At 51.0% G+C, this 13,981-nt stretch carries 10 protein-coding genes; 3 read left to right on the top strand and 7 right to left on the bottom strand.

Features of this window, described 5'->3' with window-relative positions:
- The first annotated feature begins 203 nt into the window (after positions 1–203).
- The gene (locus tag ACWAU0_RS14635) at positions 204–494 is read left to right on the top strand and encodes a hypothetical protein (protein WP_458137087.1); all 291 of its coding nucleotides are present in this window, start codon (positions 204–206) and stop codon (positions 492–494) included.
- Positions 495–560: 66 nt separating this feature from the next.
- Here ACWAU0_RS14635 and ACWAU0_RS14630 read toward each other — a convergent pair whose 3' ends face one another.
- Together ACWAU0_RS14630 and ACWAU0_RS14625 are read right to left on the bottom strand one after the other, a co-directional pair.
- Positions 561–1,310, bottom strand: a complete 750-nt coding sequence (locus ACWAU0_RS14630; protein ID WP_458137086.1) for an IS5 family transposase — start codon at positions 1,308–1,310, stop codon at positions 561–563.
- Between the two features lie 187 nt (positions 1,311–1,497).
- A complete protein-coding gene (locus ACWAU0_RS14625) occupies positions 1,498–2,463 on the bottom strand; it encodes an MlaA family lipoprotein (RefSeq protein ID WP_458137085.1) in 966 nt (321 codons plus the stop codon).
- 233 nt (positions 2,464–2,696) lie between these two features.
- Between ACWAU0_RS14625 and tfpB the strand changes: the two genes are divergently transcribed.
- Positions 2,697–4,478 carry a type IV pilus assembly ATPase TfpB gene (tfpB, locus tag ACWAU0_RS14620; protein ID WP_319962603.1) on the top strand — a complete coding sequence of 594 codons (1,782 nt, stop codon included), beginning with the start codon at positions 2,697–2,699 and terminating at the stop codon, positions 4,476–4,478.
- A 151-nt stretch (positions 4,479–4,629) separates the two neighbouring features.
- On the opposite strand, the gene ACWAU0_RS14615 is transcribed toward tfpB, so the two are convergent.
- The 5 genes from ACWAU0_RS14615 to ACWAU0_RS14595 form a co-directional block, all read right to left on the bottom strand.
- A complete protein-coding gene (locus ACWAU0_RS14615; RefSeq protein ID WP_165786410.1) occupies positions 4,630–4,785 on the bottom strand; it encodes a hypothetical protein in 156 nt (51 codons plus the stop codon).
- A gap of 204 nt (positions 4,786–4,989) precedes the next feature.
- Positions 4,990–5,706, bottom strand: coding sequence for a YebC/PmpR family DNA-binding transcriptional regulator (locus tag ACWAU0_RS14610; protein ID WP_319962602.1), 717 nt, complete (start codon positions 5,704–5,706; stop codon positions 4,990–4,992).
- Between the two features lie 190 nt (positions 5,707–5,896).
- A complete protein-coding gene (locus tag ACWAU0_RS14605) occupies positions 5,897–9,145 on the bottom strand; it encodes a bifunctional diguanylate cyclase/phosphodiesterase (protein WP_205450704.1) in 3,249 nt (1,082 codons plus the stop codon).
- 24 nt (positions 9,146–9,169) lie between these two features.
- Positions 9,170–9,799, bottom strand: a complete 630-nt coding sequence (locus tag ACWAU0_RS14600) for a biliverdin-producing heme oxygenase (protein WP_165786408.1) — start codon at positions 9,797–9,799, stop codon at positions 9,170–9,172.
- A 117-nt stretch (positions 9,800–9,916) separates the two neighbouring features.
- Positions 9,917–12,574, bottom strand: coding sequence for a putative bifunctional diguanylate cyclase/phosphodiesterase (locus ACWAU0_RS14595; RefSeq protein WP_458137084.1), 2,658 nt, complete (start codon positions 12,572–12,574; stop codon positions 9,917–9,919).
- Between the two features lie 475 nt (positions 12,575–13,049).
- Here ACWAU0_RS14595 and ACWAU0_RS14590 point away from each other — a divergent pair, with 475 nt between their 5' ends.
- Complete coding sequence (locus tag ACWAU0_RS14590; protein WP_319962600.1) at positions 13,050–13,697, top strand: DUF2076 domain-containing protein; 648 nt, start codon at positions 13,050–13,052, stop codon at positions 13,695–13,697.
- The last annotated feature ends 284 nt before the right edge of the window (positions 13,698–13,981 follow it).

The following is a 13,981-nucleotide window of genomic DNA, read 5'->3' as shown; positions in this document are numbered from 1 at the left end:
CCAATTTCGGATATTGCCGGCACTCAGCGCAGCAAAGAAACCTCAGCCCGATAACGCCAACGATTGCCGACAATCTTTGCCAGCATTCGCTGCCCACTCCCGCTGACAAGCAGCTCGAAACTGACTAAAATGCAGGCGATTTTTCTGCTGAGCCGCCGGGAAACCCGGTTGCGATTAGTCCACCAACTACGCCCGCAATCCACATGAACCACGAAGTTATTGCCACTAGAGTAGAACATATCGCCATGGCGACTAGCATCATTGCCGGGCTATCGGCTGTCGCGGCGACAATAGCCACGCCGACCGGCCTAAGCGCTTTTGGCGTCTGGTTGGGGCTGGTCGATGAACCTTTGATAGTAACCGTCGCGCCTATTCTGGATAAATTAGCCACGGTATGCGGCACCATTTCCGGCATGACCTACTTTTATGCTGTCAGGAAAAAGCGGCAAACCGCTAAGCAATCTGTATCCGATCATTCCGCACCATCCGATTAGATCAAATTCGCTCAAACACCAAACCTCTGGATTGCCCCGAGGCGTTGCTTAGGGGCTGTTGCCGTTTTACATGGGTAGCCAAATGAAAGCGCAGGCCAAAGTGACAACGCCTTCAAAATTGCGTTTCAATTTGTCATATCGCGTCGCGATGGCTCTGAAATGTTTCAATCGCGCAAAGACATTTTCAACGAGGTGGCGATATTGGTAGAGGCTCCAATCCATTCCATCATTCCCGACTGTTGAATTTTGTTTTCGAGGAATGATGGGGACACTCCCTTTCTCGCGAATTTGAATCCGTAGAGGTTCACTGTCATAGCCTTTGTCAGCGACCGTGTAGTCAGCCAAAGGCAGTTTAGCCACTAATTCCGGCGCTTCTTTGCAGTCATGGACTTCACCACCGGTGATCGAGAAATGAATAGGCAGCCCACAGGCATCAACGGCCATATGGATTTTCGTGGTGTGACCCGCAACGGATTTCCCAATCGCGGCATCCTGTTCATGAGCCGCACCACTACTATGCTGATGCGCTTTCACGATACTGCCGTCAATAAAGGTCCATTCCAAATCCGGTGCCACAACCAGGCCTCGAAAGATGCCCATCAGTTTTTCTTGCAGTGACCACGCATTAAACCGTTTGTAGACTGCATTCCACTTACCAAACGTGGCAGGCAGGTCTCGCCAGGGGCAGCCGACTCGCATGCGATAAAAAATCCCTTCTACCGTTTGCCTGAGCGAAGGCTTGTCATAAATCCCCAGGCTTAACAGGATGGCTTTGAATTTATTCCAGTATGCATCCGTAAACATTTGTCGCGGCATAGCTCACTTGTCTGCTGATTGAAAAATCAATCAATGAGGCAGAGCCGTTCGATTTCAAGGCTATCGTTTCAAAATGGCAACAGCCCCTAGTACATCGTGGAAAAAAGGCCTTCTCCAATACGTTACCAAACAGTCAAAAGAGCTTGCCTGGATAAAGCCGCATAACGGGCTTTATCCAGGTCTTTACTCACCTTCTACGTCTGTGCTTACTCAGTTTATCGAGCTTGTTTGAAGCTTCTTCAAACGATTGCAGCATGTTGTCGAAGGCCTTGGTATCGGGAGTAGCGCCGACGGCAGGCTGAGTGGACGGTGAACCACTCTGTTCAGTCTTGTTCGTGGTGTCTAGGGATGGCTTGAGAACTTCCGAGCTGCCGGGCTTGGGTTCAGACGCAGCGTCAACGGTGGGATCAATATCGAGATCATAGTTCGCGCTGTCGCTTTTTCCGTCATTGACCAAATTGCGCCGATATTGCAGGAAGGATTCCCGAGTAAACACATAAGGGTCTAAAGCAGCCTCATTGATAAAGTTCAACGCCCCTTCGGCATTTGCCCGATCATTAATCCCCTCGAGAATACCGGTACCCGGCACGTAGGTACCTGGGTTGGCGGCTCTATCGAGGATGCCCGCGCCGCCATCGCGGATAGTGGTGGGCCCAAAAACCGGCAGCACCAAATACGCACCTTGCCCGACTCCCCACACGGCCAAAGTTTGCCCAAAATCTTCAACATTGTTTTTTAAACCGACTTCGCTGGCGACGTCTATTAATCCACCCACGCCGATGGTGGTATTGGTTAAAAAGCGTCCGGCGTCCGAAGCGCTCTGTTGGAATTTACCCTGAAGGACATCGTTGAGCACCACGTTAATACCCTTCAAGTTGGTGAAGAAATTATTGACGCCAGTTTCCATGAAATCAGGTGTAATAAATTTATAACCATCGGAAACCGGCTTAAAAAAATATTTGTCCAGTGTCATATTAAAACCGTACATGGACCGGTTAAATCCCTCGTACGGATCAGCATGGCCCGCTTCATTAACGGAAAGCTCGTCACGCTTTTCCGTACTCGCGCATCCGGGCAGCAGCAGTGCACTGGTCAATAAACACACTTCTATCAAAAGTGCCCGGTTCTTGCCTGGATGCAATTGGGTAAACATCGCTTAAAAATCCTGAAAGTAGTTTGTTTCTGGAAGCTTTAATTGTAGGGTTAAGACTTAAACCACTCCATATTAAAGAATCGATTCGCTATTATAGCTCTTGTCGTCGTCTCACTTTGCCTTTTTGCAGTGTTCCATGCTCTGCCTGAAAATTCCACCGCCAAGCTTTAAATCTACACAGCGTCCTGCATATTTGGCTAGACTAAACCTTTATATCATAGCAAACCAGGCGTATGCGGGAAGAACACAAATCCGAAGACAGAAAGCTGGACATCAACCAGATCGTGAAGTGGCTGGAAGAAGACGGCATGTTATCCGCCAAGGATGTCGAAAAATGCCGGCAATACGCAGCCGCCAAAATCAATCTCAACAAGCATCCGTTAAAGGTCTTAGCAGAGTGCGAACTCGCCGACCAAAGCCAGCTCGGCACGCCGTTGACGCAAGAAGACTTGACCCAATGGCTGGCGAAAAAGCTGGCTATGCCTTATTACTATTTCGACCCGCTAAAAATCGACGTACCTACGGTCACTGCCTTGTTCAGCAAGGCTTACGCCGGCAATTATAATATTTTGCCGATCAAGATCGACGCCGATGAAATCGTGGTAGCCACCGCCGAACCCTTCATCCGTGCCTGGCAACTCGACCTGGCGAAGATGCACCACGGCAAGATTCGCTGCGTGTTTGCCAATCCGGACGAGATCAAACGCTATCTGGACGAGTTTTATAACTTTTCCAAATCGCTGAAAGGCGCGCAAACCCACAATGATGGCCGCACTGCGGAAGGCCAGAACTTCGAACAGTTGGTCGAGCTGAGTAAAAGCGCCGATTTGGACGTGAACAATCAGCATGTGGTGAATCTGGTCAACTGGTTGCTGCAATATGCCTTCGACCAGCGCGCCAGCGATATTCACATCGAGCCGCGCCGTCAGCAAGGCAATGTGCGATTCAGGATCGACGGCATTCTGCACAAGGTTTATCAACTACCGATGCCGATTATGAATGCGGTCTTAAGCCGCTTGAAGATTCTAGGCCGGATGAATATCGCCGAGAAACGCCTGCCGCAAGACGGCCGGATCAAGACCCAAAATAGCAACGACAAAGAGATAGAACTAAGGCTTTCCACCATGCCGACTGCGTTTGGCGAGAAGCTGGTGATGCGAATTTTCGACCCGGAAGTGCTGCTGCGCGATTACGAGCAGTTGGGCTTTAATAAACAGGAGCTGGGGATTTGGAACCGGATGACCAGCCAGACCCACGGCATTATTCTGGTGACAGGCCCGACTGGCTCCGGCAAAACCACTACCTTATATTCCACGCTGAAGCGTTTGGCCACCTCGGAAATCAATCTATGCACCGTGGAAGACCCCATCGAGCAAATAGAGCCGGCTTTCAATCAAATGCAGACTCAGGCCAATATCGGCTTGGATTTCGCCAGTGGGATTCGCACCCTACTTCGGCAAGATCCCGACATTATTATGGTCGGGGAGATTCGCGATTTGGAGACGGCGGAAATGGCCGTGCAAGCTTCGCTGACCGGACATTTAGTGATTTCCACCCTCCATACCAATAGCGCACCAGCTGCGGTGACACGTTTGTTAAATCTTGGCTTGCCAGGCTATCTGATTCAGCAAACCATTTTGGGGGTAATGGCTCAACGCTTGATAAGGGTGCTATGTGGGCAATGCAAAACCGCGACAACCGTAGACCAAGCTCAGTGGCAGGCATTGGTGGCGCCGTTTAAAGTCGCTACCCCTAAACACATTTATAAAGCTGTTGGTTGCAAGACCTGCCGCAATACCGGCTTTGCCGGCCGTATCGGCATCTACGAAATTTTCGAAAACCAGCCGACCCTGCAAAAATTGATCGTGGAAGGCTGCGACACACTGTTGCTGCAACGCCAAGCGATCAGAGAAGGTATGCGCCCGTTGCGACTAAGTGGCGCGGAAAAAGTTGCCGCCGGCATTACCACCATTGAGGAAGTGTTGCGGGTGGCGCCGGAGCGGATAGATTTTTAAATCTGTCGACCAAATGCAAATTTATTGATCGCCTAGATTAGGATAAAGCCGAGAAGAGACAGCAGACTCCGGAAAAACCCGGCCTAAGCCGATGCCTTATTTCCCTGCTAAAACGATATAGGCCAATATAACCGCCCTATAGTAAGCCAGCTTAATCCTGGCGCTTTTTCCGATTTGCGTTGATGTTGCTCGCAACAGTCGTTGAAGCAAATAGTGCCGATGAAAGAATAAATTCGCCTGACATAAAACCGATCACGCCGGTGATAAAAGCCAAACCGTTCAAAATATCTTTTTGTAAGTCATTCATTTTTGTTACTCCGTAATAAACACGCTTACACTATAAGATAGATATAATTTATCAACAATGCCCTCTAATACATATTGTTTGTTTTACAAAAAGAAACAATAGCCGCGTTATCACGCTAAAACAAGCAATGGCAATGCACTTTAGTGGATCAGGAACGCTGAGGTTCCTGAATGCAATATCTCAAATTACCGAACGGTTTTGCCCTTAATATTCGGCATCATGGAAAACATTTTGCACGTCATCCAGGTCGTTCAACATATCCAAAAACTTTTCGAACATCACCACATCGCCGCCGCTGATAGGGGTAACACTTCTAGGCATAAACTGAATTTCATCCACTTCAAAATCGATCTCGCCCAACAAATCCGTCAAGGCCTGCTTGGCTTTCGCGTAGTCGGCATGAGGGGTAAACACGGTCAACTTGCCGTCCTCGTTTTCGATGTCGGACACATCCACATCCGCACTGAGCAGGGCTTCCAACACGGCATCCTCGTCGTTGTGTTTAAACGCCAGAATTGCCGAATGATCGAACATATGGCTGACAGCACCTTGCGTACCGATCTTGCATTTGGTTTTGGTAAAACACAGCCGTACATCGCCAAACGTGCGATTCGGATTGTCGGTCAAGCAATCGACAATCACCATACAACCGCCAGGTCCAAAGCCTTCATAGCGGGCAGGCGCAAAATCTTCCCCGCCGCCGCCCTTGGCTTTATCGATGGCTTTTTCGATGACATGCGTAGGCACTTGGTCTTTTTTGGCTCTATCGATCAACCCCCGCAAAGTCAAGTTGCCGGATGGATCGATACCACCGGATTTGGCGGCCATATAGATTTCCCGACCATATTTGCTGTAAACCTTGGCCTTGGCGTCAGCCGTCTTGGCCATGGAAACTTTACGGTTTTGATACGCTCTACCCATTCGACTTTTGCTCCCCGGATCGCTTGGCAAAAAAACCGCGATTCTACAGATAAGTATTTGCCGTGGGAATTTTTTGACCTGTATATGCCAGGTCGGGCTCTGCGAATGATGCTTGGACTCGCTCCAAAACTAATCGAGCAAGCTCTAAGGAGGCTCTTATCAAATCCGTCCTCAACTAGTTAATAACCCCCTAGGGTAACAAGCGTTCAAAGCTATCTAACGGTAAGGGTTTACTGTAGAGATAGCCTTGAAATGTATGGCAGCCATGGTTTTCCAGAAAACTACGTTGCTCTTCGGTTTCCACCCCTTCGGCTATCACGTCCAACCCCAAATTATTGGCCATGGCAATAATCGTTTGGACGATCACGGTATCGTCCGGATCGACAGAAATATCTCTTACAAAGCTTTGATCAATCTTCAATTGATCGATAGGCAGTTTTCTAAGATTAGATAACGAGGAATTCCCGGTGCCGAAATCATCCATTGAAAAACGCACGCCAATTTCCCTTAACGCATGCATTTTGCGGATGGTCTCATCAATATCGTCGAGCACCAGACTTTCAGTTAACTCCAACTTCAAGCGATTGGGATTGATATCGCTCTCTCGAATGATTTGCCGCACCACGTCGACGAAATCAGTTTGCCTAAACTGCCGCGCACTGACATTTGCAGCCAGTTGCAAATGTTGAGTATGTGTGCTGCTTTCCCAAATCTTCAGTTGTCGGCAAACGGTTTCCAGTACCCAACGCCCTATCGGCACAATCAAACCAATATCCTCGGCCAAAGGTATAAACTCAGCCGGTGAAATCAAGCCGCGTTCGGGATGTTGAAAACGGATTAAGACTTCAGCACCGATAATATCCAAACCCTGCGAGACTTGCGGCTGATAATACAGTTGGAATTGCTTATCCGCTAAAGCACCGTGTAAATCCGCCTCCAATTTGACCCGAGCATTGATACTGGCCTGCATCGCAGGGTCGAAGAAACGTATGGTATTCCGCCCGGCTTTTTTGGCCTGGTACATGGCAATATCGGCTTGTTTCAGCAAGCTTTCTATGTCCGAATCATGGTCGTTGAATAACACCGCGCCGATACTGGGCGAATTGCGATATTCGTGGTCGGCAAGCCGGTAGGTTTGCGTCAAGGCAGTAAGGATTTTATTCGCTATCACTTCGGTCTGCGCGCCGGCATCCAGCATTTCATCGCTCAGATCCGTCAACATCACCACAAATTCGTCCCCGCCCAGGCGCGAAACCGTGTCGCCTTCGCGCACGCAAGCCACCAAACGTTGTGCCACCAATTGCAACAATAAATCACCCATGTCGTGACCGAGGGTGTCGTTTAAGGTCTTGAAATTGTCCAAATCGATAAACAGGATGGCCCCCTCCCGCCCGCTACGCGCACTGGCAATCAGCGCTCGTTTCAAACGATCTTGCAGTAATCGGCGATTCGGCAAACCGGTCAACGGGTCATAAAACGCCAAGCGCTCAATTTCCTCGGCAGCGGCTTTAATCGAGGTAATATCTACAAACGTGGCCACATAATTTTTGATGCAACCCGTCGGGTCTTTCACCGTACTGACGGCCAAATGCATGGGAAACACCGCACCGTCCTTGCGTTTACTAGAAATCTCACCTTCCCAGACCCCTGAGTTATTGACCCTTTCCCACATCTCCTCGTAATAGACCAGACCCTGCAAATCCAATTCCAATACCCGCGGATTCTTGCCTACTACTTCCTCGCTGAGGTAACCGGTAATACGGGTAAACGCCTGGTTTACCCGCAGTATCAAGCGATTCTCGTCCAAAACCACGATGCCTTCCTGCGACTCGAAAGCGGTAGCGGCAATCCGCAGCTCCGCGTCCAATAACTGTTGCTGTCTCAGCGCGTGCTCCAACCGGCTTTTTTGTGCCAAGCCCTCGGGTAAGGTCATCGCCAACATCCGGGCAATATCAATTTGTACAGGCGACCAAGGTTCGCTGCGACCCCGCCATAATTCCGTCCACATTTCAAATGACTTACGCGGTGTCAGTTGGTAGTTTCCGCTTTTGTCCATCACCAAGCCTTTCTCGGCCTTGCCCGCCCAGCTTACGGTGCGCGGCTTTTCCTGTCTGAACCAAACTATGACATTGCGCATATCGCCGGGCAGCGGTGTGGTCAATATCCCTGAGGCTATTTCCTGGTATTTTTCTGCCGGTAAAAAATCATTGGCAAGATGATCAGAACTAAATATCTGGCCGCTGGCTTGTTTGCCCAGCCAGAGCAATAATGCCCCTAGATCTGCAGGTTTCAACACCTCGCCGTAAACATGCCGCTTACCTTCCACCACAGCTAATATCCCGGTTGCATCCAGCAACGCCATCAATGGCGGTAGTAACCTTTGCAAGACCCGTTGCTCGTGATCGGTAAAAATATAATTCAGCAACTCACCGATCACATGGTTAGCGCTGGCAACGCAGTTGTACTGCTCCAAGGCCTCAATCGAGGATAATTTCGACGACACCATCCGGCTTATAAACGTCACCGCTTCGCGTTGAGCAATCGACACACGTTTTGCCGTGAAGTGATGACAAGCTATCAATCCCCACAATCGGCCGTTTTGCAGCAAAGAAATCACCATTGAGCCCTGCACACCGATATTGCGCAAATACTGGATATGTATCGGCGACAGGCAACGCAACGCCGAGTAACTCATATCCAAGGGCCTTTCGGTTACGGGATTGAGGCCAGGTAAAATGGGCACCGGCTCGGCATCAATATCGGCAACCAAGCGTACCAGATTACTCGTGTAAAGGCGCCGCGCTTGTGGCGGAATGTCACTGGCCGGAAAGTGCAACCCAAGGTAGGATGGCGCATGATCCACGCTATTTTGGCTGATCACTTGACCGTTCCAATTAGAGTCAAACCGATAGATCATCACGCTATCGTAGCCGCTCATCCGCCGCACCAACAGCGCGACATCATCGAAATAGCGCGAGAAATCGCTATTCGCGTCGTATCTCAGCAATGATTCCTGCATTTCCATTAGCAATTCGGACAATCGCCCTTCCTGGTCGGCGTCGTGATCAGGCACGAGTTCCAGCACAAATAGCCCGTCACTCAAATAAGCATGGGCCTGTAGATCAAAAGGGCCCTGGCGCTGGGGAATGCTGAGTTTCCCGGCGGCAGTGTTTTTACTCTGCGCCGATTGAAACATTTGCTCGATTTGCCCGGCAATTTTTTCGCCGACCAACTCCTGAAGCGGTTTACCGTAAACATCGCCGGTCAATTCGCTGAAAAATTCGCTAATATTGGCGCTCGCCTGCAATACCGTGTAAGGACGATCAGCGCTTAAAACCAACAAGGCGCCATGCGGCTGAATCTGCCCGATTTGTTGAATGGGCTCTGCCGCGCACTTTTCCAGGGCTTGTTGCAACGCCTGTTGATCAATATCATCCATTAGACCGGGCGGAGAACGTGTAACTTACGAATAGGCATAATCATCCAGTACTTGAATAAAAAATTGAAAAGTTTGGCAGGCCGCGTGCTCGGCAGCCGAACGCTGGTCATCGTCACCGGCTAGGTTTTCCGCAAACCGCAGAAAATCTTGCCACATAGGCCCGGTGTTCTGACCATAACCGCGGAAAAAGCAAGCGCCGGCTTCGCCATTTAAACCGTGGTAGGCCTCAAGGCTACGCGAAATAAGCTGTCCACCCAACATCGATCCCTCTATCACGTATAAAACCCCGGTATATTCACCCATGCTGGCTACCTGCGGTGCCGGCAGGTTTTGCGCCATGTTGTATTCCCTAAGCGGGTCTATCCCCAAAAACGCCAGATCGCGGCAAATCCAAGGCAACTTAAGGCGTTGAGAATAGTCGAATTGACAGTCTTGAGAAGACTGAAAGGCAATTAACCGCTGTTCCAAAGCCTGATAGAGATGGTAGTAAGCGGACAGCAGCTTTCGGTATTTAGCCAGCGAATAGTCTGGTTGGGTGATTCCGACCAGCAAACTATGCTGATTTAACCGGTTGTGATAGTCATTGCTTGCTGCCTTCAAAGCCTCGCGGACTGCCAGCCGGGAATTGTGCGGATGTGTATCGGACGATTTCATTCGGAGCCCCGGCAAACCCAATTTAGTAAAAACGGCAGTAAACAGGAATATACCAACAATTCCGCGAAAGGCCAGGTGCATGCCTGATAGCCGGAGCGGCTACATTAACAGGCTGGGTCAGCACTTGGGCAAACGCCGACTCCAGGCCATAAATTCGTCTATCGGCACCGGCTTGCTGAACAAAAACCCCTGACAGGCGTGGCAGCCGTGCTGTTCCAGAAACAAGCGCTGCGCTTCGGTTTCGACGCCTTCGGCAATGACTTCTATCTCCAGATTGTGGGCCATGCCGATGATGGTTTGCACGATCACCGCATCGCTGGTTTTGATACCGATGTTATGCACAAAGGAGCGGTCTATTTTTAACTGGTCGAACGGCAACTGCGTCAGATAGGAAAACGACGAGTATCCGGTCCCAAAGTCGTCCAACGAAAAGCGCACGCCCATCTCTCGGAGCGCGTGCATTTTAGAGATGGTGTCGTTGATATTCTCAAGGACCAGACTTTCGGTCAGTTCCAGTTCCAGCAAGTCCGGGTTAACGCCATGGCTATCCAGCGTCCGCCGCACCTGCTCGACAAAATCCGCCGCTCTAAACTGGCGCGCACTGACATTAACGGCTAGCCGAAATTGCCGCGAACGCGCATGCTGCTCCCACTGCTTCAGTTGCGTGCAAGCGGCTTCCAACACGCATTGGCCAATCGGCAAAATCAAACTGGTTTTTTCCGCCAAGGCAATAAACTCCAACGGCGATACCAAGCCGCGTTGCGGATGCTGCCAACGCAACAGCGCCTCGGCGCCCACTACTTGGTGGTTTCGGTAGATCTGCGCTTGAAAATACAGCTTGAACTGATTTTGAGACAGCGCAAGGCGCAAATCTTTTTCCAAATCGGCGCGAGCAGTCGCCAGCGCCTGCATGCTCGGGTCGAAGAAACGCACAGCATTACGCCCGGCCATTTTGGCTTGATACATAGCAAGATCGGCGTGCCGGAGTAGCTCCTCCGCAAGCTCGTGATCACGGTACAAGCGAATGCCGATACTGGCCGAACAATGGAACTCATAGCCGTTTATGTCATAAGGATGAGCCAACGCATCCAGCAATTTTTCGCCGACTTGCTTGGTTTGCATGGCGGCAAGCTCGACATCGGCGCTCAAATCTGAGAGCAACACCAAAAACTCATCCCCACCCAGACGGCCGACGATGTCGCATTCGCGCACGCTAGTACGTAAGCGCCGCGCCACCTCTATCAATAATTGGTCACCGGCCTCATGGCCGCGCGTGTCGTTAAGCGTCTTGAAATTATCCAGGTCCAAGAACAGGATAGCGCCATACAAGCCGTTGCGGGCGCCGGCAACCAACTCCTGGCCCAAGCGGTCTTGCAGCAAACGCCGGTTAGGCAAATGGGTTAAAGGATCGTAATAGGCCAATCGGTGGATTTCCGCCACCGCGTCCTTGTTCTCGGTAATATCCGAAAATGTACCGACGTAATGGGTAATGCGGCCATCGGGCGCGACTACGGCGGCAATGGTCAGCCATTGCGCAACAATCAGGCCATTCTTATGCCGATTCCAGATTTCACCTTGCCAGTGGCCGGTTTCCTGTAATGAAGTCCACATGGCGGTAAAAAATCCCTTGTCGTGCCGACCGGAGTTGAGCATCTGCGGCGTTTGCCCCATTACTTCTTGCGCTTCGTAGCCGGTCAGCGCGGTAAAAGCTCGATTCACCCGCAGGATTATCGCGTCCGGGGAGGTGACGATCATCGCCGCCTGCGATTCGAAGGCGATGGCGCTGATACGCAGCATTTCTTCCGCCTGCTTACGCTCGCTGATGTCCCGAATAATCGCAATACCGCCAACAATCTTGCCGGCGCCGTCGCGGGACGGCGCGCAGCTCATGTCTATCACTATGCCGGCGGCATCCGGCGCCGGCCTGAAATTGCCTTCATAACTCACCTTTTCACCGTTCAACGCCTGATGCAAAGCGGCAAGTATTGAACCGTCGTTAAAACCCTTAATATCCAATCCGACCACGTTATCGACGCTATTCTGCAAAATAGCGGCAAACGGTTCGTTGCAATAAGTGACGATCAGGTCGGTGTCGTAATGAAAAATTCCGATGGGCGAATGTTTCAGCAACAAGCGATAGCGCTGCTCGCTGATACGCATGGCCTCTTCTCTTTCCGCGGCGTCGAGATGCAAGACAATATTCTCGGTGATGCTTCGATTGATACGACGCAAGCTGATCACCATGAAGCACAGGTATAAAAACCCTGCCACGCTCATCGCCACAAACAACCCATTGCCGGACATGAACAAGCGGACAATGATGGGCAGCAGCGAGCTCAAAGAAAATAGCACCGCACTAAGCAGATCGGCGGAAAAAGCCACCACGCCGCCGGCGGACAAGCCTGCCAGCATGAAAACCAAAAAGAGTTGGTGCTGCGAACTGTTGGTCGGGAACATTAGAAAACCGGCCGCTCCCCACACCAAGCCCACGGCAAGCACCCCAATCCGAAACCTTTTCATCCAGAACAGAGTGCTTTCGCCCACTTCCGGCGCGGCGGACCGATAAGCCTTGACCAGCAAAGTGCGGGAAACCGCCACCAACACGATCAGCGTCAACCAACTGAGCACCACATGAGCCGCAATCATGTCGCGCTGCATATAAGCCAGAATCGCCGCCAGTAGCGTACTGCTGATCAATGACACATTGCTTGCTGCAAACAGTTGTCGAAGCTGTGCCGCTTGAATTGCTGCTTGTTTGTTCGAGTTACTGATCACGTATGATTTAGCGGCCGGCTACTAACTAACGACTGAAATGGGTTTGAAACGACTAGCGAAGCACTCTGGATTGTACGCTAACCGGACTAACAGGCAATGCTGTTTTTGGCTGGCTGCTTTAACCGCGACCTAGCCACTGCCCTTACAATTTTGGTTTTATGATGCCCTACCCCCGACCATTTCCCGGAAAGTGCGAGAACCCATATTCCGAAATTTGCAATGCCAAAGATAAAGCAGCAATTGCAGCACCAGGCGCCGAAGCATAGTCTATCGCGCCGTTGGAACAGGACCGGCAGTGATTGAATACGTTGCCCTTTGCTGCTAGAAAGAAGCAATTTACGCCATCAACTATTTCACCCGGACTATTGAAACTTCCTAAACCACACCCAACTGTTAAAGAAACTTTGCAGCGATTTTGCAGTCTTTGCCCATGCCGGCGTTTAGCCGGGTTATATCTCACGATAGGAGTTATTGAATGAATTCACAGGAACGCAACCAGCTCAGCCAGTTTCTGAATCAACTGAACGAAGTAAAGCTCGCCCAAAAAGACGCCGAGGCCGAAGCCTTGATTAGAGATGCGGTGGCCAAACAACCCGATGCCGCTTATCTGCTGGTGCAACGCGCCTTGTTGCAGGATCAAGCTTTGACTGCGGCTAAAGCACAAATCGCCGAGTTGCAAAATCAATTGCAAGCCGGTGCAAGCCCACAACGTGGCGGGTTCCTGGGGAACGATCCGTGGGCTCAACCTGCCAACAATAGCGGAGCGGTGCCCGGTGCCGGTAATTATCAAATGCCGCGCGGCGCCGCTCCCGCGCAAGCGCCCGGCTTCTTCGGTGGTGGTGGCGGTAGTTTTTTAGGTAATGTCGCAACCACGGCAGCGGGCGTCGTCGCCGGTTCGTTTTTGTTCCAAGGCATCGAAAGTCTAATGGGTCATCACGGCTCCAGCGCCTGGGGCCAGCAAGCAATGGGCGAACACAGCGGCCTTCAGGAACAGACAGTAGTCAACAACTATTACGGCGACGATGCCATCCAGCAAGCCAACTTGGATAATAGTGACGATTTTTCACTTAGCGACGCAGACTACAGCGTGCCGGACGACAGCAACGATTCCGACTGGATTTGATTCACCTTGAGTTCTCCCTCTTTGGGCAGTCTTTGCACTGCCCTTTTTTTTGACTTTTCTCTGTGAGGGACCCTGGCACCACTGGGCACAAACTGAGGTGTTTGCGGCTTGCCACCAGCCTGGTATTAACCCGACGCAGAAAACCGTTCTCCCCATCGAAGAACACAGCAGCCACGGCTTTGACGGGCTCAGCCCAAACAGCATGCCCGTGACAACTAGGACCGGGTTAATAAGTTGACGATGAAAGGCATTTTTGCGCAAGGCAGCCAACTTGACCCAGTTTC

The sequence above is a fragment of the Methylomonas sp. Uni0009 genome (assembly GCF_054188105.3).
Note: the sequence above shows the minus strand (reverse complement) of the source record. Positions and strands in the feature narration are given on the sequence as shown.